This window comes from Burkholderia singularis, from assembly GCF_001718875.1.
Classification (GTDB): Bacteria; Pseudomonadota; Gammaproteobacteria; order Burkholderiales; family Burkholderiaceae; genus Burkholderia; species Burkholderia singularis.
Window position 1 is genome coordinate 2,419,784 of the sequence record NZ_CP013448.1, and the last position, 24,765, is coordinate 2,444,548.

Consider the following 24,765-nt stretch of genomic DNA (forward strand, 5'->3'; position numbering starts at 1 on the left):
GCGTGAAGTCCGTTGGCACTGGCCGGTTCGGCCGGTTCGTTCATGTCGCCGGCCGCGATCGGGCCGCTTCAACTGCAAGACGAACCGCGCGCCCTTTTTTTTAATCGACCTTTCGCTCTTTTTGTTCTGTCTGCTTTTTTTGATGCGGCTGTCGGGCGTTTTTGGGGGCGTTTTTCGGGGGCGTTTGTTTGCGTCGCGTGCCCGTTTCGGTTGCCCTTTTCGCTCCGCTTGCGCCATTTGCTCCATGCAGCGCTGGCTCCAGCCCCGTTCGTGCCGCAAGAATGCGGGCTTGCGCAGGCCGCCGGCCGCGCGTCATTGCTCAAAATGGACGCCACGCGCGCTGATGACATGAGCAAACGCAAAACCCAAACGACATGAGCAAACGCAAAACCCAAACGCCCGCGCGCCGACGCTGCCCGCGCTCGGCCGGCATCCGGTGCGCATCGCGTCGAAATTGGTGTGGGATCGCCGCGAAACCCATGCCATTCCCCGCCGGCCCGCCCAGCCCGCGTGGCTCTTCCGGCCCGCCCAGCCCAGCGAATCGCCGGCGACAGCCGCCGCGTCCCCGCATGCCCCCAAATGGCGTTCCGCCTGAGTAAAGATTCCGCGCGCCCGTTCGTCTAAACGATCGAAGGGCGTTGCATGCGCCTTGCCGTCCGCTTCGCCGCGCCGAAGCGCCGTCTTCGATTTCTCTTGATCCGTACCTGCCGATGACTGACGCCATTGGGCGCCTCGACGCCCCGCCCTCGACCGATTCCCCCGCCGCGCCAAAGCACGCGCGGCGCCTGATCCTCGCGCTGCTGCAGCGCTCGCGCGGCGCGTTCGCGCTCGCGCTCGTCGCATGCGTGCTCAACGGCGCGTCGAGCGTGCTGCTCGTCGCCACGTTGAGCCGCGCGCTGTCGCAGCCCGGCGCGGCCGACGCCTCGCTCGCATGGCGCTTCGGCCTCTGCGCGGTCGTCGCGCTCGTCACGCGGATCGTCACCGGCGTGCTGTTCGCGCGGCTGTCGCAGGACACCATGGCGCAACTGCGCGAGCACGTCGCGCGGCGCGTCGCGGCGGCCGAGTTGCAGGACGTCGAGCGGATCGGCGCGGCGCCCGTCCAATCGGTGCTGACCGACGACGCCACCAACGTGTCGATGCTGTTTTTCGCGCTGCCGAATCTCGTGATGCACGGCTCGATCGTATTCGGCTGCCTCGGCTACCTCGCGTGGCTGTCGTGGCCCGTCTGCCTGCTCGCGGTAGCGGCGATCCTGATCGGCTCGCTCGGCTATCACGCGGGTGACAAGCGCGCGATCGCATGGCTCGAGGATGCGGGCCGCGCGCAGGACAAACTGTTCGGCTACCTCGGCGCGCTGTTCTCCGGCGCGAAGGAACTGAAGCTGCATCAGGCGCGCTCGCGCCAGTTCGTCGACGGGCAGCTCGGCGCCGCGATCGCCGAAGTGCGCGACCATCGCCGCCGCGCGTTCAGCGCGTATGCGGTCGGCGTCGGCTGGATCGTGTTCCTGTTCTATGTGTTTCTCGGCGTCGCGTCGTTCTGGCCCGCGCTCGGCGTGCGCGGCGACACGGGCGCCGCGTCCGGCTACGTGGTCGTGTTCCTGTTCATGCTGCTGCCGCTCGACGGACTGTTGAACAACGTGCCGACACTGAACGCGGCGCGCGTGTCGCTCGAGCGCATCGAGAAGCTGATGGCGCAATTCGGCGCGCTGCGCACCGCGCCGGCGCCGGACGAAAGCGCGGCGCATGCGCCGTTTCGCACGCTCGCGCTGCGCGGTGTCACCCATTCGTATTTCCACGAGCGCGACGAGCGGATGTTCCGCGTCGGTCCGATCGACCTGACGCTGAAGCCCGGCGAACTGGTGTTCATCGTCGGCGGCAACGGCAGCGGCAAGACCACGCTCGCAAAGGTGCTCACGGGGCTCTACGAGCCCGAAGGCGGGGTCATCGAACTCGACGGCAAGCCGGTGGGCCTCGTCGAGCGCGCCGCGTACCGCGAGCGCTTCTCGGCCGTGTTCAACGATTTCCACCTGTTCGACGCGCTGCTGGGCATCGTCGATCCGAGCGACGCGGCGCGCGCGCAGGCCGATGCGCGCGCGAACGCGCTCGTCGCCAAGCTTGCGCTCGATCACAAGGTCAAGGTCGTCGACGGCGCGTTTTCGACCCGCGCGCTGTCCACCGGGCAGCGCAAGCGGCTTGCACTCGTCGTTGCCTATCTCGAGGATCGGCCGCTCTACCTGTTCGACGAGTGGGCCGCGGACCAGGACCCGGCGTTCAAGGCGGTGTTCTACGAGCAATTGCTGCCGGAGCTGCGCGCACGCGGCAAGACCGTGATCGTGATCAGCCACGACGACCGCTATTTCCCGACCGCCGACCGCGTGCTGAAGCTCGACAACGGACGCATCGTCAGCGAGACGCACGGCCCGGCGCACGCCGCGGCGCTCGCGAACGGGACCAGCGGATAATCGCGACGGGTGCGCGGGTGCGTGCGGGCCGCCGATGCGCTACCCGATTTCGCGCGCCGGCGCGCGCCGCTCGATATGCCGCCCGGCTCGGAACACCGGCGCGTATGGGCCGCCCGATACCGCGCACTGGCGGCCCATCTCGCCCCCTGCCGCGCACATCTACCGCCCCTACATCTTCGAGCCGTCTTCTTTGCAGCCGTCGGCATTGCCGTCATCGCGCCGGCAGCCGCCCGTGCCCTTGCCGTCGTCGCCGACGGCATCGCCGAGCGCGACCGGATCGGGCATGGCCGCGAACACCTTGGCCGCGTCGCTATTGCCGATCACCGCGACATCGAGCGTGCAAGCGTCCTGCAGCGGGCCCTGCCTGACGCCGGCTTGCACGCAGACCGCGCGCGTGCGCTTGGCCAGATCCGCCGGCAGATCCCGCGCGAAGAACGGCCGCCTCGGCACGCTGCGCTCGATCCGGGTTCCCCCGCACGCGGACAGCATCGAGTCGTTCGCGGGCACGCGCCAGCTTTCGGCAAAGCGGCCGTAAAGCGCGTCATGCGAGAACGGGCTCATCAGCATCTCGCCGCTTCGCGTCTCGATCGAGCGAACCCCGCCCGTGCCGTTGGCCAGCAGGCCGCGAACGTTGCCAGGCCAGCGCCCGAGCCCGACGGAAACGTCGATATAGCTGGTGTTGTTCACCGCGCGGATGCTGTCGCCGCTTGGGCCGCGCACGATGTATACGTTTCCGTCGACCAGAATCTGCCCGCCGCCGGGAAGCAGCGTCGCCCGCTTCTCGACCATACGCGCCTGCCTGCCGTTGATCACGACGCGCGGCGGCGCCAGACAGATCGCGACGCGGCTTTTCCCCGCCCGCACCGCGACGGCCTTGTTGACCGTCGCGTTCGGCCAGCTCGGCGCGCCCGACACCTGGCGCGTCTGTACCGCGAAGTCCGGGCCGGTCTCGGCCAGCAGGAAGTCGCCCGCGGCCTGGAAGTCGTACAGCAAGCCGCCGAAGGTTGTCAGATGCGTGTCGCCGATCGTGGTGGCCGCCGCGCAGTTCGACGGCGAACCGCCCGCGCTGCTGGCGGCGAAGATGACCGCCGGCCCCGGCGCCGACGCGGCGGGCGGGCTCGGGCCGAAGCTCAGATTGTTGGTCTCGGCGGTAAAGCCCTGCGCAACGCAGGCCGGAGCGCTCGTGTTGCCGTTGATGACGCGGGTGCGCGCGACAAGCGTGGTGCCCGCGCTGAAATTGACCTGCGACGAGCAGCAATCGCCGAAGATGCCGAACTCGGCGGTATTCCACTGCTGACTCAGGCTGACCACGCTATCGGCCGCCGTCGCCGTGGCGGTGCCGCCCGGCGACGTGAGCACGACGGTATCGGTCGTGGCCGAGGCCGTGCCGGTCAACGTGGTTCCCTGCAATTGCGCGCCGCTTATCGCGGGCGCGGGCGTGCTGGCCGAGTTGAACCAGCAGCTGTTGCCGGACTGAATCCAGGGCCCCGCCGGGCAAGTGGCCCCGTAATTGATCAGCCAATACTCCATGAAGATGCACGGGCCGCCGCACTGATTCTGCGAATAGATGAACTGCTGCCAGCCGATGCAGCCGGCCACGCCGTTACACGCCGGCGTCGAGAAAAATTGGCTGTTGATCTGCAACGTGAACGCATTTGCGGCATTCGCGTTGCCGCCCCACGGCCCGGAGACGGTGACGCTCGACGGCGTGACGCTGTCGAAACTGCCGATGGCCGTGTTGATCTTCGGCCCGGACACCTGGGCCGAGATATCGTTGCCGTTGCCGACGAGGTTCGGCCGAGGCCCCGAAGCCGGCGGATTCTGGAATTTCGACGGTTCGCCGCAACGCACTTCCTGCCATTCGAGGCTTGGATAGGCGCCTCGAAAGCAGCCTTTCTTCGGCACCGGCCTTTGCGACATCGATTTTTGCCATGCTTGCCGCTTCTGCTGCTCGTCCTGGCTCATCAGCGCTTGCTCTCCGGCGACGGCTTCCGGCAGCGGCGCGGCCGCCGCCGAGGCCGGCGGGGGCGGTTGCTGGGCGGACACGTCGACGGACAACAACACGGCTGAAGCGACGCATCCCGCGGCCCAGATTCCCAAGGCCCGGATGCCGCGCACCGATGAAGAGAAAAAGGATTGCATGATCGCCCTCCAAAACGCGGATCGCGCACGCCGGGAATATCGATATTTTTGATGAATTGATAGGCGTGCCAGAAAAATATAGGCGTCTTTTTACATATCGCGAAAAAATCGGATTTAAAAAATACCGTTTTTTATTTTCGGAGGGTAGAGAAAATCACCAGCCAAGGTAAATCATGAGCGTTATTGTTGATGCGTTTGCATCTTTGATGGGAATCATCAGAAGGAAATGGCCTGCCGATTCTGCCGCCGGCCGCCATGACAGGGTCCAACGCCGCGATGAGAAAAACGACGCCGCCTGACTCCGCCTATTCATGTGGCGGCCATCGCATCATGCATTCGAACTCTTCCGATTGATCAGACAATCGCCGCAAAACGGGAAATTTGAATTCCTACGATTTATAAAATCCCAGCCGAACCCGGCCGGTTATTTTCGGACATTTATTTATTGAAAAATTCCGATAATTCCCAAACCCGTCAATGAGTGCTGGGCCGGCGATTTTCGCCGTGTCGCGATTTAGAATCGTGTGATTGATCGAATATTGCCGATCAAGCTGTTATTCAGCATGGCCGGCGGGTTGTCCGCCGCCCCGTTGGACGCGTGCGGCGAATCGATCGACGGCTCACCCGCTCCATCCGCCGACCGCCGACCGTCGGCCGCACACCGGAACAAGCCCGTCGCGCCGCCGGCTCAACGCGGCGCGGACGCTTTCGGCAGTGCCAGCAGCCGCGCCGTGATCTCGTCCGCGAGCCGCAGCGCCGACATCGGCCCGCCGAACCCCCAGATATTACGTTCGACGAGCGCCACCCGCCCTGCCCGCCGCGCCGGCACGAACCGCCAGATCTGCGAATCGAGCTTCGCGTCGAGCGGCACGCCCGGCGCGCTCGCGCTGACGAACAGCACCGCCAGATCCGGCTGCTTGAGTAAATCCTCCGATGTCACATAGACCGTGCCCTCCCGCGTCGGCTCGCCAGGCCAAGGGTCGAGCCCGAGCGCGCGCGCGATGCCCGCCGGCGCGCTGTTGCCGGTGAACGCCCAGTACCGGTCCGGCAGCCCCAATTCCTGCAACCATGCCACGCGCTCGCCGTCGCGCCCCGCCGACGCAATCCGCTGCGCGTTGCGGGCGATGCCGGCATCGACGCGCGCGTTGAGCGCCTGTGCGTCGCGCTCACGGCCGGTCAAACAGCCGATCGTGCGCAAAATCGCGCGCGCCCAATCGAATTGCGTCACCTGCCGTCCGTCCTCGACGTAGTTCGGGCTGTATTTGAACAGCACCGTCGGCGCGATCCGCGATAGCGCATCGAAAATCGGCGCGTGCCGCAGGCCGACGCCCAGGATCAAATCCGGCTTGGCCGCCGCGATCGCCTCGAGGCTCGGCTCCTGCCGCGTGCCGACATCCGGCACGCGCGCAAGCCGCGCATCGTCGTAACCGATCCAGACCGGGTAGTACGCGGGATCGGCCATGCCGGCCGGCGTGATGCCGAGCGCGGCGAGATCCTCCGCGAACATGAATTCGAGTACGACGATCCGTTTCGGCTTGACCGGTAGCGTCCGGCTGAACTGCGAGACAGTCGGATCGGCGGCGAGCGGCTGGCAGACCGGCGATGGCGGCGCGGCCGCCTGCGCGTGCGGCGCGAGCAGCGCCGCGCAGGCGGCGAATGCCGCCGCCGCGGCCGATGCGCGCGCGAACCGTCGGCACGCGCGCCACGTGCGGCATGCCATGTGCATATAGGCATCCGCCGCCGCGTCGACCTCGCCCGTCAGCCGCACGAACCACCGGCCCAACGGCGCACCGCGCACGCTCACCGCAGCGCCTCTTGTTTCGCGAGTTCGTCGTCGCCCATCGTCAGGAGCAGCGGACAGCTTCCACACAGTTGGTCTTCCCCGGGGATTTCGTTGCGCAGGCAACATACGCGGCGCACGCGGAACGGATCGGGCAAGCGCGCCGAACCGGGCGTCACGCGCCGCACCGGCAAGCGCAGCGGGTTCGCTTCGCCGTGCGCGTCGAGCGCGCCGAACAGCCACGCGGCATCGGCCGCCGCACGCGGCACGTGCGCGCACTGCTCGAACAGATAATCGAGCAAATTGCCCGCGTTGCTCCACAACACGCGCGGCGAGAGCTTCGCAAGCGTGCCGAGCGCGCCGATCGTCGCGCGCAGATGTTCGACGAGCGCCGCGTAGCGCGACGCGGGATCGGGCTGCGCCGGGCGCAGCGCGTCGGCGTCGAAAATCAGCGCGGCGGGCATCCCGTCGCGCAGCACGACGCGCATCCGCGACGGCGTCATGTCGAGCGTGCGGCCCAGCAGCAGCGCGGCGGCGAAACCCGCCGACGCCGCCAGCCCGAAGTAATACTTGCTCCATTGCGACAGCAACGCGCGCGCCTGCGCGCAAACGTCGCCGCCGTACAGCGCGGCCATCGCGCCAAGCAGCGCATCTCGCCGGCTCGCGAGCGCGTCCGGCGGAATCACGTCCGGTGCGCTGCCGCCGTGCGCCGCCAACGCGGGTTCGTCGCATGCATCCGGCACGCCGAGCCACACATGTTCGAGATAATGCGCGACCGGCGCCGGCGCGAACGCCGATAAACGTTGCGCATGCACCCGATGCGGCATCACCGGGCACCCCGCCGCTCGCGCCGCGCCTCGGCGATCAACAGCGCGAGCAGATACGGCGCGCCGATCAGCGCGGTGAGCACGCCAGCCGGAATCTCGCGCGGCGCGAGCAGCGTGCGCGCGGCGATGTCGGCCGCCGCGAGCACGAGCGCGCCGCACGCGGCGGCGACCCACAGGCGCGTCGCATGCGTGCGTGCGCCCAGCATCGCCGCGAGATGCGGCGCCATCAGTCCGATGAAGCCGATCGGGCCGACCGCCGCGACCGCCGCGCAGGCCGCGAGTGTCGCGATCGTCAGGACGAGCGGACGCAACAGCGCGATCGGCAGTCCCAGCGCGGCGGCCTGATCGTCGCCGAGCGCAAGCAGATCGAGCGGCTTGGCCAGCAACGCGAACGCCGGCAGCGCGAGCACGCACCACGGCAGCAGTGCGGCAAGTTCGCCCCAACTGCGGCCATACGTGCCGCCGACGAGCCAGACGACGAAGCGCGCAGGCTGCACGCTTTCCTGCGTAATCAGCCACTGCGCGAGCGTCGTCCACAGCGTGCCGAGCACGATGCCCGTCAGCGCGACGGCGATCGGCGCATAGCGATGCCGGCGGTTCAGCAGCAGCGTCAACGCGAGCGTCGCACCGCCGCCCGCAAGCGATGCGGCAACGAGCGTCGCATGCGCGGCGAGCGGCCACGCGACGAGCGCGGCGAGCGTCGCGAGCCCCGCGCCTTGCGTGACGCCCAACACCTCGGGCCCCGCGAGCGGGTTGCGCACGACGCTCTGCATCAGCACGCCGGAAGCCGCGAGCAATCCGCCCGCCAGCAACGCGCAGATCAGGCGCGGCGCACGCAGCTCGACGAGCATGCGCGCGACCTCGTCGCGGCCGGCAAACGCCGCGAACCAGCGCGCGGGGCCAACCGACACCGGCCCGAACGACGCACCCGCCACGACGATAAGCGCCGCCGCGATCAACGCGAGCGCGGCCAGCACGGGCGACGGCAGGGCTTTGAGCGCGCGCAATGCGCGCGCACCGCCGTCAGGCCGGGCCCGCCGCTCGTGCGTCAGATCGAGCGCGCCGGACCACGCCGCGCCGCGCCGGATCATCGCGAGCATCAGCGGCGTGCCGACGAACGCGACCGCCACCCCCGTCGACAGCGTTGAATCCAGACCGAGCGCGAGCACGGCGCTGTCGGTGGCGAGCACGAGCGCGCCGCCCGCGAGCGCGGCAAGCGGCACCAGCGCGCCGAGCTTGGCCGATTTGGCGCCGCGCATGCGCCGCAACAGATTCGGCGCGACGAGTCCGACATAGGACAGCGGGCCCGCGATGCTGACCGCTACACTCGCGAAGCCGACCGCAACGAGCGTGGCCGCCAGCCGCGTCGCATCGACGCGCACGCCGGCCGCGGCCGCCGCGTCGTCGCCGAGCGCGAGCGGATCGAGCGGCCGGATCACGAGCGGCAGCGCCGCGAGCGGCGCCACGAGCCAGACGAGTGCATCGCGCAGTCCGGCCGCGCCCGGCTGGTACAGGCTGCCACTCGCCCACAGCGACGCGCCGGTGACGGTTTGCTCGAAAAACGCGAGCAGCAGCGTCGTCATTGCCGAAAAAAGCAGCATGCAGACGCTGCCCGCGAGAATCAGCCGTAGCGGCGTCGCGCGCCAGCCGCCCGCCGCGGCCGACACGCAGACGGCCGCGGCAATCCCGCACGCGAACAGCAGCGGCACCGATGCATGGCCGCCGAGCGCCGGCACGAGCATCGCGACAATCAAGCCGAGCTGGGCGCCACCCGTGATGCCGAGCAAGTCGGGCGCGGCGAGCGGATTGCGCGTGAGCGCCTGGAACAGCGCGCCCGCGACCGCGAGGCAGCCGCCCGCGACGAGCGCCGCAACCACACGCGGCGCGTTCAGATCGAACAACATGATATGCGCGAGTTGCGCGGCATCGCTGCCTGCCGGCGCGGCCAGCCATGCGCGCCACTGCGGCGCGAGCCGCAACGCGGCAACGAGTGCGATGAAAGCGGCCAGCGCGGCTGCGATCGTGCCGACCCGGCTCGTCGCGATCGCGCGGGACCTGGCGTCAACGGTGCGCGCATCGCGGCGCGAGCGCTTGCGCATGGCGAGTGTCGTCATGCGGCGAGATCCCGCTGCGACGACGGAGCCGGGGCCGGCGCATGCGTGCCGAATGCTGCCTCGGCCGCCCCGGCTGCCGAGGCAGCCGGGGCGCCGTGCGGATGCGATGCGGCGCACGCATCTTGCGCGCGATATGGCCCGGGCGAGCCCGCCATGCCCGGCTCGCCGCAAGCATCCGGCGTCTCAGCCTGCGTACCGCAACCGCGCGGCGCGCCTGCCGGGCCCGGCCGCTCGCCGCCGCCGTGCGCCGCCGCGCCGGCATCGATCACGCCTTCATACGCGGGCACGCACATCGGCGCGCCCGTCAGCGGATGCGCGGTCTTGAGCATCGTCACACCGAACGCCGCCTGCAAGTGATGCGGCTCGAGCATCGCATCAGGCGTGCCCTGCGCGACGATCCGCCCAGCGCGCATCAGCACGATTTCGTCGCTGTATGCGGCCGCCTGATTCAGATCGTGCAACACCCAGACGATCGTCAGCCCGCGCTCGCGGTTCAGACGCCGCAGCTCCCGCAGAATGTCGAGTTGATGATGGATGTCGAGATACGTGGTGGGCTCGTCGAGCAGCACGATCGGCGCCTGCTGCGCGAGCGCCATCGCGATCCACGCGCGCTGCCGCTCGCCGCCCGATAATGCCGCGACGTCGCGCGACGCATCGCCGGCAAAGCCGGTCGCGGCAAGCGCCGCATCGATCGCATCGCGATCGGCGCGCGACAGCCCGCGCAGCCAGCCGCCGTGCGCGTAACGGCCATAGGCGACCAGCTCGCGCACCGTGAGCCCGGCGGGAATCTGGTTGAACTGCGCGAGCATCGTCAGCTTGCGTGCAAGCGCGCGCCGCCGGTACGACCCGAGCGGCGCGCCGTCCACGTCGATTGCGCCCGACAGCGCCGGCTGCAACCCGGCAAGCGTGCGCAGCAACGTGCTCTTGCCGCAGCCGTTCGGCCCGCACAGCGCGGTCACCCGCCCCGCCGCGATCGTCAGATCGAGGCCGTCGAGCACCAGCCGGTCCCGGTAGCCGACACGCAACGCCCGCGCCGTGAGCGCCGCCGCAGTCTTCGTCATGATTGGATCATCCGCCCACATCCGCTAGCTGTTTACTCACCATGGCTTGCGTCTCGATGGCTTTGCGCCATCGCCACCACCACCTTGCGTGGCCCATCGAACGGATCGCGCGCGTGCGCGCTCAGCATGTTGTCGAGCATCAGCACGTCGCCGGTGCACCATGGAAACACGATCCGCTGCCCGTCGAGCACGCCGCGGATCTCGTCGAGCGCGCTCGCCTCCAGCGGCGTGCCGTCGCCATAGTAGACGTTGCGCGGCACGTTCTCGATGCCCACCGCGTCGACGAGCGCTTCCTGCATATCGTCGTCGAGCGCGGACAGGTGAAAGAGATGCGCCTGGTTGAACCACACCGTCTCGCCCGTGCGCGGGTGCCGCGCGACCGCCTGGCAACGCTCGCGCGTGCGCAGCAGCGGCTCGCCGTCCTCGCCGTCGCGCCATTCGCACTCGATCCCGCGCGCCGCGCAGATGCGCTCGACCTCGCGCGGATCGCCGGTGCCGAATGCTTGCGGCCATGGCAGATCGAGCCCCTGCCCGAAATTGCGCACATACAGCAGTTCGCGCGACGCAAAACGCGCGACGAGCGCCGGATCGAGCGCGCGATGGATCGCGCGGCTGTCGGCGATCGGCGTCGCGCCGCCCGAGCGCGCGGCCAGCGCGCAGTGGAACCAGATGCGCATCGGCCACTCGCGCGTATACGACTGCTCGTTGTGCAGCGGAATCGACCGGTGCGGCGGATACTCGGTGGACGTGTAAACCGCGCCCTCGACTTGGCTGCGCGGCGTCGACGCGAATTCGTAGCCGATCAGCGGATCGCCGAAGCCGGCCGCAAAGCGCTGAAACGTCTCGATCGACGCGACGCGAAAGCCGGTGAACAACACGCCGCCCGCGCGCTCGACAACGTCGTTCGCGATCTCGCGCAACAGCGGCGCGGCTGCGTCGAGCGTCAGATCCGCGCCGGCGCGCGGCGACACGACGCTCGGCAGCCCCGGCTCGACGCGCAGATCGTCCAGCGTCGGGCGCACGGCCTCATCAACAATCGAAAGCTCGGACATTCGGAATCCTCCCGCGATGGATGGCAATGGCGCGCGAAAAACGGCGCGGCGCGCCAGGCGTCACGCCGCGTTCGCGGCGTCGAGGTGGCGGCGCAGGCTCGCGGGGCGCATATCGGTCCACACGGCGTCGATATGCGCGAGACAGTCGGCCTTCGGCCCGCGCACGCCGATCTCGCGCCAGCCGGCCGGCACCTCGCGAAACGTCGGCCAGATCGAATACTGCTCTTCGTCGTTGATGACGACCGTGTAGACGACTTCGTCGGCGGCCGTGCCGTCGGGCACGCGGGAGGAAGATTGTGCTTGCGTCATGATCAGGACTCGCTTGAAAAATTCGGAAAGCGGTGCGCGGCGCGGGCGATGCGGCGGGCGAACCCGCCGCGCGCGGCGCGAACGCGCAATGCGTGTACTCGATAAACGAATCGCGCGCGCATTTTTTTACCGGCGGCGCGCGCGGCCGCCGCAGAAGGCCGGGCGTGCGTCGCCGCGCTCGGACGCGGCGACGCACGCGACGCAGTGCTGCTCGGCGTCGCGCACCATGAAATGCACGAGCGTCTGCGACACGTTCAGCGCGCGCGCCGTGGCCTGCAGCGTCTCGTCGCGCAGCCGGACCATCTCGAACGCGATGCGGCTGCGCGCGGGCAATTGCGCAAGCGCGTCGCAGGCGCGGCGCAACGTGTCGCGCACGACGAGCGCGGCCTCGGGCGACAACTCCGGCGACGGCACATCGAGGCCGTCGTCCTCGTCCGCGTGATAGACGTTCTCGAGCGTCTGGCGGCGGCACGCGTCGATCGACGCATTGCGCACCATCCGGGTCACATAGGCGACGGGCTGCCGGATGGCGTCCTGGTTCGGGAAATCGACGAGCTTGACCAGCACGTCGTGAACCACGTCTTCCGCGCGGCTCGCGCAGCCGACGAAACTGCGCGCGAGCTTGACCAGCATCGGCCGGTTCGCGACCAGCACGTCGACCAGCGCGCCGTGCACGCGCTGGGCGGCCCGGCGCCCGCGCGCCGGCGCCGGGACTGACGCGGCGGCGGGCTTCGCGGCCGGCGGGCGAACGTCGAACGCCAGCGTCGCGCACGCATCGACGATCGGCAATGAGGTTGCCGGCATCGGCCGTTCAAGCACTTCGGCCATGAGTTCTCCAGACGTTTACGAGATGATGGTTAATTTATCGTAAACGCGAATCGTTCTCAATTTTATTTATAAATACCCTAATCATCTCAGGGATGCCCGCGTGAAGCCATCGCGCCAAAGGCTCGTCGTTTCCGGGGCGAGCCGGCGGGCGCGCCCCGCATGCCGTTGCACGCGACGCTCGGCAGTGCCGGCGCCACGACGAATATTTTTCCGGCATTTTTTACCGCCATTGGCGCGAAATCCGCGCCATCCGCAGCCTCCATGTGGCCGGCCCTGGCATGCCGGCTGCCGGCACACCGCCCGCATTCGCGTTTTTGAAACCGGCGAACGCCGGTCAAACGAGCGTCATTCGATGTGGCTCAACCGCCGAAAGTCGTCGAGATCGAACCTGAGCTTGCTTCGCATATTCATAGTCTCCCCTTCGGTCAGCGGCATTCCGGGCGGGCGGAGACTCGCGCTATCAAAATCAATCAAATTGAATTTTTTCGTATTGTGGTCATACAGGATATTTGCGAGATTGATATCCCAATGAGAAATTCCATGCGATTTCAATTGATCGATCAGTTCCGACACCACATCCCTGTTACTCGCTTCTTCACATATCTGCTCGGCCAGCGCCCAATCATTGCGCCGTAAAATAGAGGCGAGCGATTCGCCTGGAATTTTTTTCATTTTCAGCGTAACGATTTTGACGGCAGGATCATCGGTAGCCTGCAAAATCACCGACGCGGCGTTCTCGCCATAAAGCCGATTGAACGCCTCCTTGCTGGTTTCGGCGTTCCGCAATACGATCGCATCATTCCCTCCTCTCAAAGGCCTCTTATATTCCTTGATCACGTGGGCGTCGTCTAATTGATAGACTTTGCCGGCCGTGCCGCTGCCCAGCAGATTCGATTCATCTCTGTAAGCAGGCTCCGCCGCATGGCTCGGCGCTGCCTCCTGGCGGTGCCGGTGCGTGCGTCTGGTACGCGGCAGCACACGGGAGCAGTCGCCGCCTCTTTTGACGCGCTGCCTGGCCCGCGTTACGCAATAAACGTTTCCCCGCTTGCGGATCGACGGCTTCCAAGACATACCGTCGCCCTGACGAACCAATTGACTGACTCCATGCACGCCCGCCTTGGCAAGACTAGCGCCGTCGATTTTTTCAACGTGCCCGCGAAAAACCCGCCCTTTCCTGAAATGAGTTATCCAGACTTTCTTGGCCAACGAAGGCGTCAATTTGAATAATTTTTTCCCGACCGATTTGAGAGGCCCGATATTGTCGACCACTCCGCCGACCACGTGAAACACCGCTTCATTGACATTTTCCTTGACGACGGCATCCGCCAAGCCATAAATATCGCCGACGAACGGAAGCAGTTTTCGTCCTTCCATCGAATTATTTTCTAATTCGGTCTCCCCGTATTTTTCGTCATATATGCCGCGCCAATGGTCCAGCAGATATTTGTTGACGATCTCGGTCACGGCCGCTCCCGGGGCAGACGCCCGCTCCAACGCATGGGCCCGAAACATGGAGCCGTCGCCTATCCGCACATCGTCGGAAAAAAACAGATGCTTATGCTTGGAAATCCACGCATTCCATCGAGACGCGTTGCCGCCGTCTTCCAAATTTCCACCAAGCGGGATTTTCTCCACCGCCAATTCCTTATTGGAAAACGATATGTAGAAGTTACCTTTCCCGGTGGCGAGAATATATCCCTGCGATCCGTGATTGAGCGGAGACAAAAGGGTCACGCGCGGTTTCAGCGCATGCCGGATGACTTCGTAGGCCTGCGCGCGCCCGGACTCCGGCTCGACGCCATAGTTCGACAATGCCGTATCGACGATATCCGTGAGGGTATGAGCCAAGATACTCATCGCTTCCTGGAATTTCGCGTCGAACTCGTCGTTGAGATCGGGCAGGCCGAATTGCTTCGTGAGCGTCGGCCCGACGATATCGCCGGAAGGCGAAACCGTCCGCCCATATTCCTCGAGATATAAATCGACGTACTTTTTGCTGTAAGTGCAATGCGAGCGGCCATCCCTGCAAATCCCCTGGGACACCCATGCCTCGGGAATGAAATTGGCGATTTTTCGAGAGCCCATCGCCTCCGGGTCCCGGTGATGCTTTTTGAGAATGTCCTCGGCGACATTGCGCCGGCTGGGAATGATGTCCGGAATATGCAACGGCTTATCGATGTAATGCTCAAGCCGTGGCTCGGCCGTTTGCGTGACTTTCGTCGTCTGCCGAACCGGGTTGATAGGGTTGCCCCGCACGTCGGCGGCGCGCGGCACGATTCTCCTTGGCAACATGTGCGCCGAAAGCATCGGCCCCCGGTCCGGCACCCTATCGCCGCGGGCGTGGCCCGCCCGGCTACTCAACGTATACGGCCCGTCATCCTCGCCGCGATGTTCGTCATTGCCGAGATTCTGGTCGGCATCGACGCCTTCAATGCGCATTTGCGATAAAAATAAAAACGCATTGAGTCCAACCGCAAGCGGATGGGTGGTGACCTTAGTCGGCCGGAACGAGAACTCCGGCTTGGGAAAAAGCCGTTGCCTGCGATGAACTGTCAGTTGCAGCAAATCATCGTGACCCCCCGGGGCTTGCACCATGCTCGGGGACGCTGGCAGGGATTTCGCCGCCATTTGTTGCTTGGCTACCCGTTCCTCATAGCTTCCACCGGCGCGCCGAGCCTGCTCCAGCGCCAATAAATTCAAATTCTTTCCCATGGCGGCATTCGCTTCCCAAAAATATCAAAATCGGACAAAACGTTTTTTTACCTATCCGGTTGAATTGCCGGCCCACCACATGGCCGCGCCGGCCGCGCACGCATGCACGACGTCACCTGTGCAAGCTCCTTTCGCAACGCGTGATTTGCATGGAAATATCCGTCATTGCCACCGCGTGGCGTGCCGGCGCGATAGCGGCCCCGCAGTGCAGCCCGCCCGACCGGCGATTTGCGGTGGGGCTTGGCGGGAAGATCCGAACGCCGCGCGGCGGATAAGCTGAACCGCTCAGCAAGACCTGAGCAAGCGTGGCGGCCGAATCCTACGTGCACGCGGCGCGAGCGCGGTAGTGCGGCGCGGCGCGCGATGCGGGTGCGCGCCGGCGACACAAGCGCCGGCGCATGAAGACAGGGTTCGGCTCATGTCCTGAGTGTCCGTTGGATGCGGTATGCGCACCATACGCGTGTCCAATCGGTGAGGCAGCCGCGATGGCGAAAAGGCCCGGATCAGGGCGCAACGACTCGGCCGCCGTCACCGCGTCGACAGCGGCGCACCGCATGCCTGCCCGGCCGCCGCCGGCCATGCCGCCACGGCCCGTTCGCCCCGGCGGTGCGCGGGCTCGTCGGACCCGCGCCCGCCGGCATCGGCGCCCCCGCGCGCAGACGGCGCTTGGGCCTAGCGCGCGGTATAGCCGCCGTCGACCGGCAACGACACGCCGTTCACCATCGCCGCCGCGTCGCTCAACAAAAACAGGATCGGCGCGACGACATCGCCGACGCGCGCGAAACGGCCAAGCGGAATGGCGGCGAGCATCGGCCCGCTCGATGCGGGATCGCTCCACGCGCGCTCGGCCATCGGCGTGAGCGTGACGGTCGGGTTGACGCTGTTCACGCGAATCCCGTGCGCGCCAAGCTCGACGCACAGCACGCGCGTCACCGCGTCGAGCGCTGCCTTCGATGCGCAATAGCTCAGATGCGACGGCAACGCGACGAGCGCCGCCTGGCTCGATACGTTGACGATGGCGCCGCCGTGCCCCGCGTCGATCATCCCGCGCGCGACGTGCCGTGCGACGAGCATCGCGCCGCGCGCGTTGACGGCCATCACGCGGTCGAAATCGGTCCACTGCGTGTCGAGCGCCGCGGCGACGTGCGTGACGCCCGCGCAATTGACGAGGCCGTCGAACGCACCGCGTAACCGGCCGCCGTGGCCGATCGCCGCGTCGATCGACGCCGGGTCGCCGACGTCGAGCGCGAGCGGCTCGCACCCCGCCTCGTCGGCAAGCCGCTCGAGTTCGCGCGCGTTGCGCGACGCGGCCACCACGCTCGCGCCATGCTCGCGCAGCGCCACGGCCGTCGCGCGGCCGATCCCGCTCGTGGCGCCCGTCACCAGCACCGTGCGGCGCCTGAAATCGAAATCGACGTTCATCGTGCGTGCAGCCCGTGCATGACCGGCTTGAGCGCCGGATACAGCCCCGCGTACAGCGCGAAACGCGCATCGTGCAGCGCGGCGTGGCGCGCGTCGGGCCGCGCCCGCTCGGTGAGCGTGACCCAGCCGCGCCGGGCGGCATCGCGCGTGATCAGCCCCACGCCGAGCGCGGCGAGCAGCGCCGCGCCCATCGCCGCTTCCACTTCCTCGGCGATCGTCCACACCGCATAGCCCGTGATGTCGGCGATGATCTGCATCCACAGGTCGGAATGCGCCGCGCCGCCGACCACGACGAGCCGGTCGTCAAGCTCGCCCGCGCCGGCCGCGCCCGCCTCGATGTTGTGCCGCAGCGCGTAGGCGACGCCTTCGAGCACCGCGCGATACAGATGCGCGCGCGTATGGAACAGCGACAGGCCGACGAACGCCCCGCTCGCCTTCGCATCCCACACCGGACTGCGCTCGCCCATCAGGTACGGCAGGAACAGCACGCCGTCGCTGCCCGCCGGCACCTGCGCGGCGGCCGCCTCGAGCAGGCGGTGCGCGTCGCCGTTCCCGGCCGCGCGCGCGGCTTCGAGCTCCGCGTGGCAAAACTGCTCGCGAAACCACGACACCGACGCGCCCGCCGTGATCGCCCCACCGAACACATACAGATCGCGTGCGCCGTCGAACACGTGCGGCATGCTGACGAGCCCGCGCCGCGCATCGGTGGCCCCGGCGATATAACCCCAGCACATGCTGGTGCCGATCATCGCGACGTGCTGGCCGCGCCGCGTCGCGCCGGCCGCGAACGTCGCTACCGCCGCGTCCACGCCGCCCGCGACGACCGGCGTGCCGGCCGCGATGCCGAATTCGCGCGCCCAGTGCGCGAGCAGCCCGCCGACCACTTCGTCGGAATCGACGAGCCGCGGCGGCATCATCGTCGCCGGAATCCCGAGCATGTCGAGCGCTTCGTCGGACCAGCCGCGGCGCGCGAGATCGTAGACGCCGCCCAGGTTGCCGGCCGAGCTGTGATCGAGCGCCAGCTCGCCGGTCAGTTGATAGATGATGTACGCGTTCGGCGGCACGAAATAGCGGATCTTCGCCCACACGTCGGGCCGCTCGTCGCGCAGCCACAGCATCTTCGTGTAGCCGTAGTAGCTGTCGAGGCCGTTGCCGGTGATCGCGCCCAGCCGCTCGACGTCGGCGTGCGCGCGCACCCAGTCGAGTTGCGCGCTCGCGCGCCGGTCCATCCAGATCAGGCACGGAAAGAGCGGCCGCATGTCGCGGCCGACCGGAATCCCGGCGCCGCCGTAGAGGCTGCTCACGCAGACGGCCTTGATCGATGCCGCGTCAATGCCCGCCTCGCGCGCGCCGGCCACGCAGCGCGCGAGGCAGTCGCGCACCGCGTCGAACCAGACAGTGGGCCATTGCTCGGCCCACAGCGGTTTGGGCGTATCGGGCCGATACGCCGCCGCGCTCTGCGCGACGATCGTGCCGTCCACGCCGACGACGAGCGCCTTCGTACTCTGGGTGCCGATATCGACACCGATCACGCATTCCATGTCTCCTCCACGATTCGTTCGGCCGGTCAGTCGCGCGGGCGCATCAGCACCTTGATCGAGTCGAGCGAGTTCGCCACCCGGATCGCCTCGTCCCACTCGTCGAGCGTAAAGCCGTGCGTGACGATCCCGTTGGACGTGACGAGCCCACGCGCCAGCAGATCGATCGCGACAGGATAGCAATAGGGCCCAAGGTGCGCGCCACGCACGTCCAGTTCCTTGCGATCGCCGATGATCGACCAGTCGGCCGTCGTGTCCTTGCCGAACACCGAGAACTCGACGAAGCGGCCAAGCTTGCGGATCAGCGCGAGCCCCTGCGTGACGCCCGCGGGCACGCCGGTCGTCTCGATATAGACGTCGCAGCCGTACCCCCCCGTCAGGGCGTGGACGATCGAAAGCGCGTCGTCGCGCGCCGGGTTGATCGTCACGTCCGCGCCGTAATCGCGCGCGAGCGCGAGCCGCTCGTCCACCAGATCGATCACGATCAGCCGCTTGGGCGTCCTCAGCTTCGCGACTTGCGTCATCATCAGCCCGAGCGGTCCCGCGCCGGCGATCACGACGACGTCGTCGAACTGGATGTCGCCGCGATTGACGGTATGGATCGCGCACGCGAGCGGCTCGATGATTGCCGCGTCCTCGACCGAGATGCCGGCCGGAATCTTGTGGACGATCGCCGTCGGCGGAATGCGCATGTATTCGGCCATCCCGCCGTCGGCGACTTCGCGCTGGAAACCGAAGATGTTGTGGACCTCGCACATCCAATACTGGCCGTGCTTGCAATAGCGGCACTGGCCGCACGGCACGATCTGCTCGGCGATCACGCGCTCGCCGAGCGCGACGCCGAAGTGCTCGGCCGCGCCTTCGCCCAGTTCGTCGACATAGCCGAAAAATTCGTGACCGGGGATCACGGGCGCCTTGACCCACGGGCTCGGGCCGCCCCAGAACATCTTGGCGCCGGCGTGGCATTTACAGTCGCTCGCGCAGATCCCGCACGCGCCGATGCGGATCACCAGCTCGCGCGCGCGGGCGCGCGGCTTCGTCACGCGTTCGACGCGATAGTCTTCGGGGGCGTGGCAGACGACCGCTGTCATCTGCTGGGTTTCGTCGTGGAGATTTTTCATGATGTGCGTGGTTTGGCCGCTCATGCCGGCCGGGTTCGAGGGAACATTGCGGGGCGGTTGCGCGAACGCGCGCGATCGCCGGTTCAATCGCCGGTTCGGCGCTCGCGCGGCGCGGCGCGCGACGGCGGCACGCGGTGGCGGCGCGCCGCCGCCGCGAACCGTGCGAACCGTGCGAATGGCCGCCGCGCCGGGCGGGTCGCTGCTGTCGTCACTGCCGCTGCTCGCTGCCGCCGCACCGCGCGATATCGTGACGCCGCACCGGCCGTCGCGCCGCCGCCCGTCGTCACTTGCCGCGCTCACGGCCGATGTAGATCGCGAGCAGGATGATGGCGCCCTTGATCACGTTCTGCACGTATGGATTCACGCCGACCATGTTCAGCCCGTTGTTCAGCACGCCGAGCAGCAGCGCGCCGACCAGCGTGCCGAGGATCGAACCGCGTGCGCCCGCGATCGACGTGCCGCCCATCACGACGGCCGCGATCGCGTCCAGCTCGAAGCCGACGCCCGCGTTCGGCTGACCGCTCATGAGCCGCCCGGTCAGCACGATCGCGGCAAGCGCGGACGTCAGCCCGGCGAGCGTGTAGACCGCGAGCTTCACGCGCGCGACGCGCACCCCGGACAGGCGCGTGGCCAACTCGTTGCCGCCGATCGCATAGACATGGCGCCCGAACGGCATCCGTTCGAGCAACAGCCACGCCAGCGCGTAGACGACGAGCATCACGAACACCGGCGTCTGCACGCCGAGCACGCTGCCGCTGCCGAAGAAGCGGACCCAGTCCGGCAACCCGTCGATCGGGTAGCCGCCCGTGTAGATCAGCGCGAGGCCGCGCGCAATGCCCATCGTCGCGAGCGTGACGATGATGGGCGGCATGGCCGCGAACGCAACGAAAAAGCCGTTCGCCGCACCGAACGCGAGCGCCGTGCCGACGCCCGCCGTGAGCGCGAGCGCGCCATTCGCGCCGGCGGCCAACAGGCCCGCGACGAGCGTGCCGGACAGCGCCATCACCGAGCCGACCGACAAGTCGATGCCGCCCGTGAGGATCACGCACGTCATGCCGACGCCGATGATCGCGTTGATCGACGCCTGCCGCAGCACGTTTTCGAGGTTCGCCGCGCTCAGAAAGCCACCGCTCGCGAACATCATCGCGACACATACGGCGACGAGCCCGACGAGCGGATAAAACACCGTCGAGCGCTTAAGCGCGGCGAACGCGCGGCGCGCCCGCGCGGGCGCGCCCCCGCCCGCCGCGGACGCATTCGGCGCGCCGCCCGGCACGCCCGGCGCAGCGGGCTGCGCCGGCGCGGCGGTGCGCGCATTGGCGGGCGGCGTCGCCCGCGGGTCGATCGGGTCATGCATGTTCATGATTCGCTCCACGTCCGTCTGAAGTCGCATAAGTCATCACCCTGTTCGGCGTGAGCGCGTCACCTTCGAGCATCGCCTCGATGCGGCCCTGCCGGAATACCGCAACCCGGTCGCACATCCCGACGATCTCCGGCAACTCGCTCGAAATCAGCACGATCGCGTAGCCACACGCGGTCAGCTTGCGCATCAACTGGTAGATCTCGGTCTTCGCGCCGATATCGATGCCGCGCGTCGGCTCGTCCAGGATCAGAATCCGCGTGTGGTGATTCAGCCAACGCGCGATCACGACCTTCTGCTGGTTGCCGCCGGACAGCGTATCGACTCGCGTGTCCGGCGAATTGGCCTTGATGCCGAGTTGCGTCATCAGCTCGCGCGTCGCGCGCGTCTCGGCGCGCGCATCGACGAACCACCGCAGGCGGCGGTATTTGCGCAGGTTGTTGATCGACACGTTGTGCCGGATCGAGAACGCGGTGACGAGCCCTTCGGTCTTGCGGCTTTCGGGCAGCAGGCCAATGCCGGCCGACAGCGCGCCGGCCGGATCGGCAAGCTGCACCGGGCGGCCCTCTACGCGTATGCGCCGCACATGCGCGGGCCTCGCGCCGATCAGCGCGAGCGCGCTCGATGTGCGGCCCGAGCCGACCAGCCCCGCAAAACCGAGAATCTCGCCGGCATGCAATGCGAAACGGTTGACGGGGCCATGCTCGCGCAACTGCAACGCATCGACTTCGAGCACCGGCGCGCCGCGCCGCTCGAGCGCCGGCTTCGGCGGAAAGTTCTGCTCGATGCGCCGGCCCACCATCATCTCGACGAGCGTGTCGAGATCGGCGCCCGCCACCGGCGTCGTGCCGACATACTGCCCGTCGCGCAGCACGGTGACGCGGTCGCACACGGCGAAAATCTCGTCGAGATGGTGCGAAATGAAGATCATCGCCACGCCCTGACGCTTAAGCTCGCGCATCACGTCGAACAGATGCGCGGCCTCGGCGGGCGTGAGCGTCGCGGTGGGCTCGTCGAGGATCAGGATGCGCGCATCGAGCGCCAACGCCTTGCCGATTTCGACGAACTGCTGCTGCGCGACCGACAGCTCGCGCACCGGCGCCGACAGATCGATCTCGACGCGCAGCCGCGCGAAGATCGCCTCGGCCGCGCGGCGCATGGGCGCGCGCGCACGCAGCCCAAGTCGGCCGCGCCATTCGCGGCCAAGAAACAGGTTGTCGACCGCATCCAGATCCGGAATCAGGCTGAACTCCTGGAACACGATGCCGATGCCCGCGGCGATCGCATCGCGATAGCTCGCGAAATTTTGCCGTTGGCCGTCGATCGCGATCGTGCCCGCATCAGGCTGATGAATGCCGCAGAGAATTTTCATCAGCGTCGATTTGCCCGCGCCGTTCTCGCCCAACAGCGCGTGAATCTCGCCGCGCGCGACGCGCAGATCGATCCCCTTGAGCGCCGCCACACCGGCAAAGCGCTTGGTGATACCCGTCAGTTCCAGGCTCGTATTCATCGTCGTGTCCATCGCCGCCTCGTTCACGCGCATGCCGCCCGCACGGGCGCGGTCACGCGCGCCTTTCGCTCACCAGCTGAAGCTCTTCGCGCTGTCCTTGTCGATCAGCTTCACGTCGACCGGAATCGCCTTGGGCACATTGGCGCCCCACTTCTTCGCCAGCCCGATGCCGATCGCCAGACGGATCTGGTCGCGCGGAAATTGCGCGGACGTTTCGATGAACTTCGAATTCGGCTTTTGCATCGCGGCGATCGCTTCGGGCGCGCCGTCGACGCTCGTGAGCTTGATGTCGCGGCCGGACGCGTCGATCGCGGCCAGCGCGCCGAGCGCGCCGCCGTCGTTGACGCTGAAGATGCCCTTGAGCTTCGGACGCGCCTGGATCATGTTCTCGGTGACCGACAGCGCGCTCGCGCGCTCCTGCCTGCCGTTCTGCATGTCGACGATCCTCACGTTCGGAAACTTCGCGAGCGCCGCACGGCAGCCGCGCACGCGCTCCAAAATCGGCACGACGGGGATGCCGTCGAGGATCGCCACGTCGCCGCTGCCGCCGATCGCCTTGGCAAGGTAGTCGCACGACATGGCGCCCGCATCGAAATTCTTCGAACCGACGAACGCATCGACCGGGCCGCTCGCGTTCGCGTCCACCGCGACCACCACCGCGCCGGCTTTCTTCGCCGCGACGACGGCCGATTGAATCCCGGTCGAATCGGTCGGATTGACCAGTAGGATGTCGATCTTCTTTTGCAGCATGTCCTCGACGTCGCTCACCTGCTTGCTGACGTCATGATGCGCGTCGGTGACGATCACCTGCGCGCCGATCGACGCGGCCGCCTCGTTGAGCGCCTTTTGCATCGTCACGAAATACGGGTTGTTGAGTTCCTGGAACGTCATGCCGATCTTGAGCGGCGCCGCGTTCGCGGCGCACACGCCTGCCGATGCGAGCGCACCGGCGAGCGCCGCGGCGCGCGAGGCGCGCAGGGCCAGGTTGCCGCGAGCCGGCGTGAATAAAGCAGTCATGGTCATGATCGTCTCCAAGTTTTTTTACGGATGAGCGCGCCCCGTGCGCCGTCTCGACGGCGCACTGCAACACGTTTGCTGCATCTGGAATCGGCTTGGCCCGGCTGGCGAACGTCGCTGCGCCAGCGAGCCTGCCGGCTTTTCGGCCGGCCGCGCTGAACGGCCGGCTCCGACAGGCCATTGCAGCAGGCCGGCCCGGCAGCCCGCGTCAGCCGGACAACCGAAGAGCGGGGCTCGAGTCTTCGTCGGCCGCCGGTGCCGCCGTGCCGCGCGCCTCGCCCGCCGGTATGATCTGCGGCGCATCGCTCGTGCCCGCGCCGCGTTGCGCCGCTGCCTCCGAAGCGGCCCGGCTCGCGTCGTTCAGCGCCTGGTAGCGACGGAATTTCGACGGCGGCATGCCCTTTTCCGCAAGAAATTGCCGATTGAAGTTCGACAAATTGTTGAAGCCGCTTTTGAAGCAGATGTCGGTGATGCTCGCATTGCCGTTCATCAGCAACTGGCACGCGAGATTGATCCGCATCCGGTTCACGTACTGGACGAACGCCAGCCCCGTGTGCCGCCGGAAGTAATGCGAGAACGCGCTGACGCTCTGTCCGGCAAGCCGCGCGAGGTCCGCCTCGCGCAACTCGCTCGACAGGTTCTTGCCGATATACGCGAGCACGTGGTTGAGGCGGGTCGACGCGAACGTCGACGCATCGGCCTGATACGCGGGGCTCGCCAGGCATTCGCGATCGCCTGCGTCGATGAGCAGTTGCATCATCGACAAAAACAGCACGATGCGGCGCAACCCGCGCGCATGGATCAACTCCGCGAACAGCGGCGCCACCGCGGCGCTCGTGTGCGCGCCGAACTGCACGCCGCGCCGCGCATCGGCGAGCAGCGCGTCGATCTGGCGCCATTCGGAGAAACTGTCCGCGCAGCGCGCGACGAACGCTTGGTCGAATTGCAAAACGAGATTGCGCTCGGCGATCGTCTCGCCCTCGCGCACGTCGCTGACCCAGTTGTGCGGCAGGTTCGGGCCGATCAACACGAGATTGCCGGGGCCAAACGCGCCGACGTAATCACCGACGAACATCTGCCCGCTCGTCGCGACGATCAGATGGAGTTCGTACTCCGGATGAAAATGCCACCGCACGGTGCGGTACGGGTAGCCATGCGACCACGCCTTGAACGATTCGCCCTGGCGCACGCCGACGACTTCGAGATCGGGCTGCACTCGCTCCTCCTATTCTCCAGACCACGGCGCGTGCGCCGCGCCGTTCGTCTTGTTGTGTAGTGCGAACGATAATCGCCGTCCATCCGGTCGGCCACTCAAAATCAGACACCAAACTGATATTTTTTTGAATTGTGGTGAATGCGCAGGCCGAACGCGTCAAATTTGGTGCGAAGCAGCAGACCCCATGCGCGCCCGGCGGCGCGCCGACGCATGGCCGCACGCGCAGTGCGCGACACGCGTGCGGCGAATCTCGGGCGTTTTGACGCTGTCCGCCGGCCCGAGCCCACCGACGCGAAC

The 24,765-nt window shown here is 67.4% G+C and carries 17 protein-coding genes and 1 pseudogene; 2 read left to right on the forward strand and 16 right to left on the reverse strand.

Annotation, left to right across the window (positions count from 1 at the left end; all coding sequences use genetic code 11):
* Nucleotides 1-12 precede the first annotated feature (12 nt).
* Nucleotides 13-378: a hypothetical protein gene (locus tag AQ611_RS10690; protein WP_069234508.1), complete on the forward strand. Its 366-nt coding sequence runs from the start codon at nt 13-15 to the stop codon at nt 376-378.
* A gap of 332 nt (nt 379-710) precedes the next feature.
* Nucleotides 711-2,459 (forward strand): cyclic peptide export ABC transporter, encoded by a 1,749-nt coding sequence (locus AQ611_RS10695; RefSeq protein WP_069234509.1) that lies wholly within the window; start codon nt 711-713, stop codon nt 2,457-2,459.
* 168 nt (nt 2,460-2,627) lie between these two features.
* On the opposite strand, the gene AQ611_RS10700 is transcribed toward AQ611_RS10695, so the two are convergent.
* The 16 genes and pseudogenes from AQ611_RS10700 to AQ611_RS10775 form a co-directional block, all read right to left on the reverse strand.
* Nucleotides 2,628-4,601 (reverse strand): VWD domain-containing protein, encoded by a 1,974-nt coding sequence (locus AQ611_RS10700; RefSeq protein ID WP_146011795.1) that lies wholly within the window; start codon nt 4,599-4,601, stop codon nt 2,628-2,630.
* Nucleotides 4,602-5,289: 688 nt separating this feature from the next.
* Nucleotides 5,290-6,321 carry an ABC transporter substrate-binding protein gene (locus AQ611_RS10705; protein ID WP_069235258.1) on the reverse strand — a complete coding sequence of 344 codons (1,032 nt, stop codon included), beginning with the start codon at nt 6,319-6,321 and terminating at the stop codon, nt 5,290-5,292.
* Nucleotides 6,322-6,401: 80 nt separating this feature from the next.
* On the reverse strand, nt 6,402-7,208 hold the full coding sequence (gene fhuF / locus AQ611_RS10710) for a siderophore-iron reductase FhuF (protein WP_059518304.1): 807 nt from the start codon (nt 7,206-7,208) through the stop codon (nt 6,402-6,404).
* Nucleotides 7,208-9,322, reverse strand: a complete 2,115-nt coding sequence (gene fhuB / locus AQ611_RS10715; protein ID WP_069234511.1) for a Fe(3+)-hydroxamate ABC transporter permease FhuB — start codon at nt 9,320-9,322, stop codon at nt 7,208-7,210. Before fhuB ends, fhuF begins: the two co-directional genes overlap by 1 nt.
* A gap of 209 nt (nt 9,323-9,531) precedes the next feature.
* Nucleotides 9,532-10,383 (reverse strand): annotated as a pseudogene (locus AQ611_RS10720) (ABC transporter ATP-binding protein); the annotation flags it as partial.
* Between the two features lie 32 nt (nt 10,384-10,415).
* On the reverse strand, nt 10,416-11,435 hold the full coding sequence (locus AQ611_RS10725) for a TauD/TfdA family dioxygenase (protein WP_069234512.1): 1,020 nt from the start codon (nt 11,433-11,435) through the stop codon (nt 10,416-10,418).
* Nucleotides 11,436-11,495: 60 nt separating this feature from the next.
* A complete protein-coding gene (locus tag AQ611_RS10730; protein ID WP_069234513.1) occupies nt 11,496-11,744 on the reverse strand; it encodes an MbtH family protein in 249 nt (82 codons plus the stop codon).
* Between the two features lie 126 nt (nt 11,745-11,870).
* On the reverse strand, nt 11,871-12,572 hold the full coding sequence (locus tag AQ611_RS10735; protein WP_059518312.1) for an RNA polymerase factor sigma-70: 702 nt from the start codon (nt 12,570-12,572) through the stop codon (nt 11,871-11,873).
* Nucleotides 12,573-12,917: 345 nt separating this feature from the next.
* Nucleotides 12,918-15,284: an OspG family effector kinase gene (locus AQ611_RS10740; protein ID WP_069234514.1), complete on the reverse strand. Its 2,367-nt coding sequence runs from the start codon at nt 15,282-15,284 to the stop codon at nt 12,918-12,920.
* Between the two features lie 672 nt (nt 15,285-15,956).
* Entirely contained in the window at nt 15,957-16,706 is a 750-nt protein-coding gene (locus AQ611_RS10745; RefSeq protein ID WP_069234515.1) for an SDR family oxidoreductase, read from the reverse strand.
* A complete protein-coding gene (locus AQ611_RS10750; RefSeq protein WP_069234516.1) occupies nt 16,703-18,247 on the reverse strand; it encodes an FGGY-family carbohydrate kinase in 1,545 nt (514 codons plus the stop codon). The genes AQ611_RS10745 and AQ611_RS10750 overlap by 4 nt, the downstream gene beginning before the upstream one ends.
* A 26-nt stretch (nt 18,248-18,273) precedes the next feature.
* Nucleotides 18,274-19,365 carry an alcohol dehydrogenase catalytic domain-containing protein gene (locus tag AQ611_RS10755; protein ID WP_059518630.1) on the reverse strand — a complete coding sequence of 364 codons (1,092 nt, stop codon included), beginning with the start codon at nt 19,363-19,365 and terminating at the stop codon, nt 18,274-18,276.
* 283 nt (nt 19,366-19,648) lie between these two features.
* Entirely contained in the window at nt 19,649-20,728 is a 1,080-nt protein-coding gene (locus tag AQ611_RS10760; protein WP_374755084.1) for an ABC transporter permease, read from the reverse strand.
* Nucleotides 20,715-22,235 carry a sugar ABC transporter ATP-binding protein gene (locus AQ611_RS10765; protein ID WP_069235259.1) on the reverse strand — a complete coding sequence of 507 codons (1,521 nt, stop codon included), beginning with the start codon at nt 22,233-22,235 and terminating at the stop codon, nt 20,715-20,717. Before AQ611_RS10765 ends, AQ611_RS10760 begins: the two co-directional genes overlap by 14 nt.
* A 69-nt stretch (nt 22,236-22,304) precedes the next feature.
* Complete coding sequence (locus AQ611_RS10770) at nt 22,305-23,258, reverse strand: substrate-binding domain-containing protein (protein ID WP_069235260.1); 954 nt, start codon at nt 23,256-23,258, stop codon at nt 22,305-22,307.
* A gap of 202 nt (nt 23,259-23,460) precedes the next feature.
* Nucleotides 23,461-24,468 carry an AraC family transcriptional regulator gene (locus AQ611_RS10775; protein ID WP_069234518.1) on the reverse strand — a complete coding sequence of 336 codons (1,008 nt, stop codon included), beginning with the start codon at nt 24,466-24,468 and terminating at the stop codon, nt 23,461-23,463.
* Nucleotides 24,469-24,765 lie beyond the last annotated feature (297 nt).

What these genes read in the sequence shown, in the direction of transcription:
- AQ611_RS10695 (WP_069234509.1), top strand. Translation starts at nt 711, where the DNA reads ATGACTGACGCCATTGGGCGCCTCGACGCCCCGCCCTCGACCGATTCC.
- AQ611_RS10700 (WP_146011795.1), bottom strand. Translation starts at nt 4,601, where the DNA reads ATGCAATCCTTTTTCTCTTCATCGGTGCGCGGCATCCGGGCCTTGGGA.
- AQ611_RS10705 (WP_069235258.1), bottom strand. Translation starts at nt 6,321, where the DNA reads ATGGCATGCCGCACGTGGCGCGCGTGCCGACGGTTCGCGCGCGCATCG.
- fhuF (WP_059518304.1), bottom strand. Translation starts at nt 7,208, where the DNA reads ATGCCGCATCGGGTGCATGCGCAACGTTTATCGGCGTTCGCGCCGGCG.
- fhuB (WP_069234511.1), bottom strand. Translation starts at nt 9,322, where the DNA reads ATGACGACACTCGCCATGCGCAAGCGCTCGCGCCGCGATGCGCGCACC.
- AQ611_RS10725 (WP_069234512.1), bottom strand. Translation starts at nt 11,435, where the DNA reads ATGTCCGAGCTTTCGATTGTTGATGAGGCCGTGCGCCCGACGCTGGAC.
- AQ611_RS10730 (WP_069234513.1), bottom strand. Translation starts at nt 11,744, where the DNA reads ATGACGCAAGCACAATCTTCCTCCCGCGTGCCCGACGGCACGGCCGCC.
- AQ611_RS10735 (WP_059518312.1), bottom strand. Translation starts at nt 12,572, where the DNA reads ATGGCCGAAGTGCTTGAACGGCCGATGCCGGCAACCTCATTGCCGATC.
- AQ611_RS10740 (WP_069234514.1), bottom strand. Translation starts at nt 15,284, where the DNA reads ATGGGAAAGAATTTGAATTTATTGGCGCTGGAGCAGGCTCGGCGCGCC.
- AQ611_RS10745 (WP_069234515.1), bottom strand. Translation starts at nt 16,706, where the DNA reads ATGAACGTCGATTTCGATTTCAGGCGCCGCACGGTGCTGGTGACGGGC.
- AQ611_RS10750 (WP_069234516.1), bottom strand. Translation starts at nt 18,247, where the DNA reads ATGGAATGCGTGATCGGTGTCGATATCGGCACCCAGAGTACGAAGGCG.
- AQ611_RS10755 (WP_059518630.1), bottom strand. Translation starts at nt 19,365, where the DNA reads ATGAAAAATCTCCACGACGAAACCCAGCAGATGACAGCGGTCGTCTGC.
- AQ611_RS10760 (WP_374755084.1), bottom strand. Translation starts at nt 20,728, where the DNA reads ATGAACATGCATGACCCGATCGACCCGCGGGCGACGCCGCCCGCCAAT.
- AQ611_RS10765 (WP_069235259.1), bottom strand. Translation starts at nt 22,235, where the DNA reads ATGAATACGAGCCTGGAACTGACGGGTATCACCAAGCGCTTTGCCGGT.
- AQ611_RS10770 (WP_069235260.1), bottom strand. Translation starts at nt 23,258, where the DNA reads ATGACCATGACTGCTTTATTCACGCCGGCTCGCGGCAACCTGGCCCTG.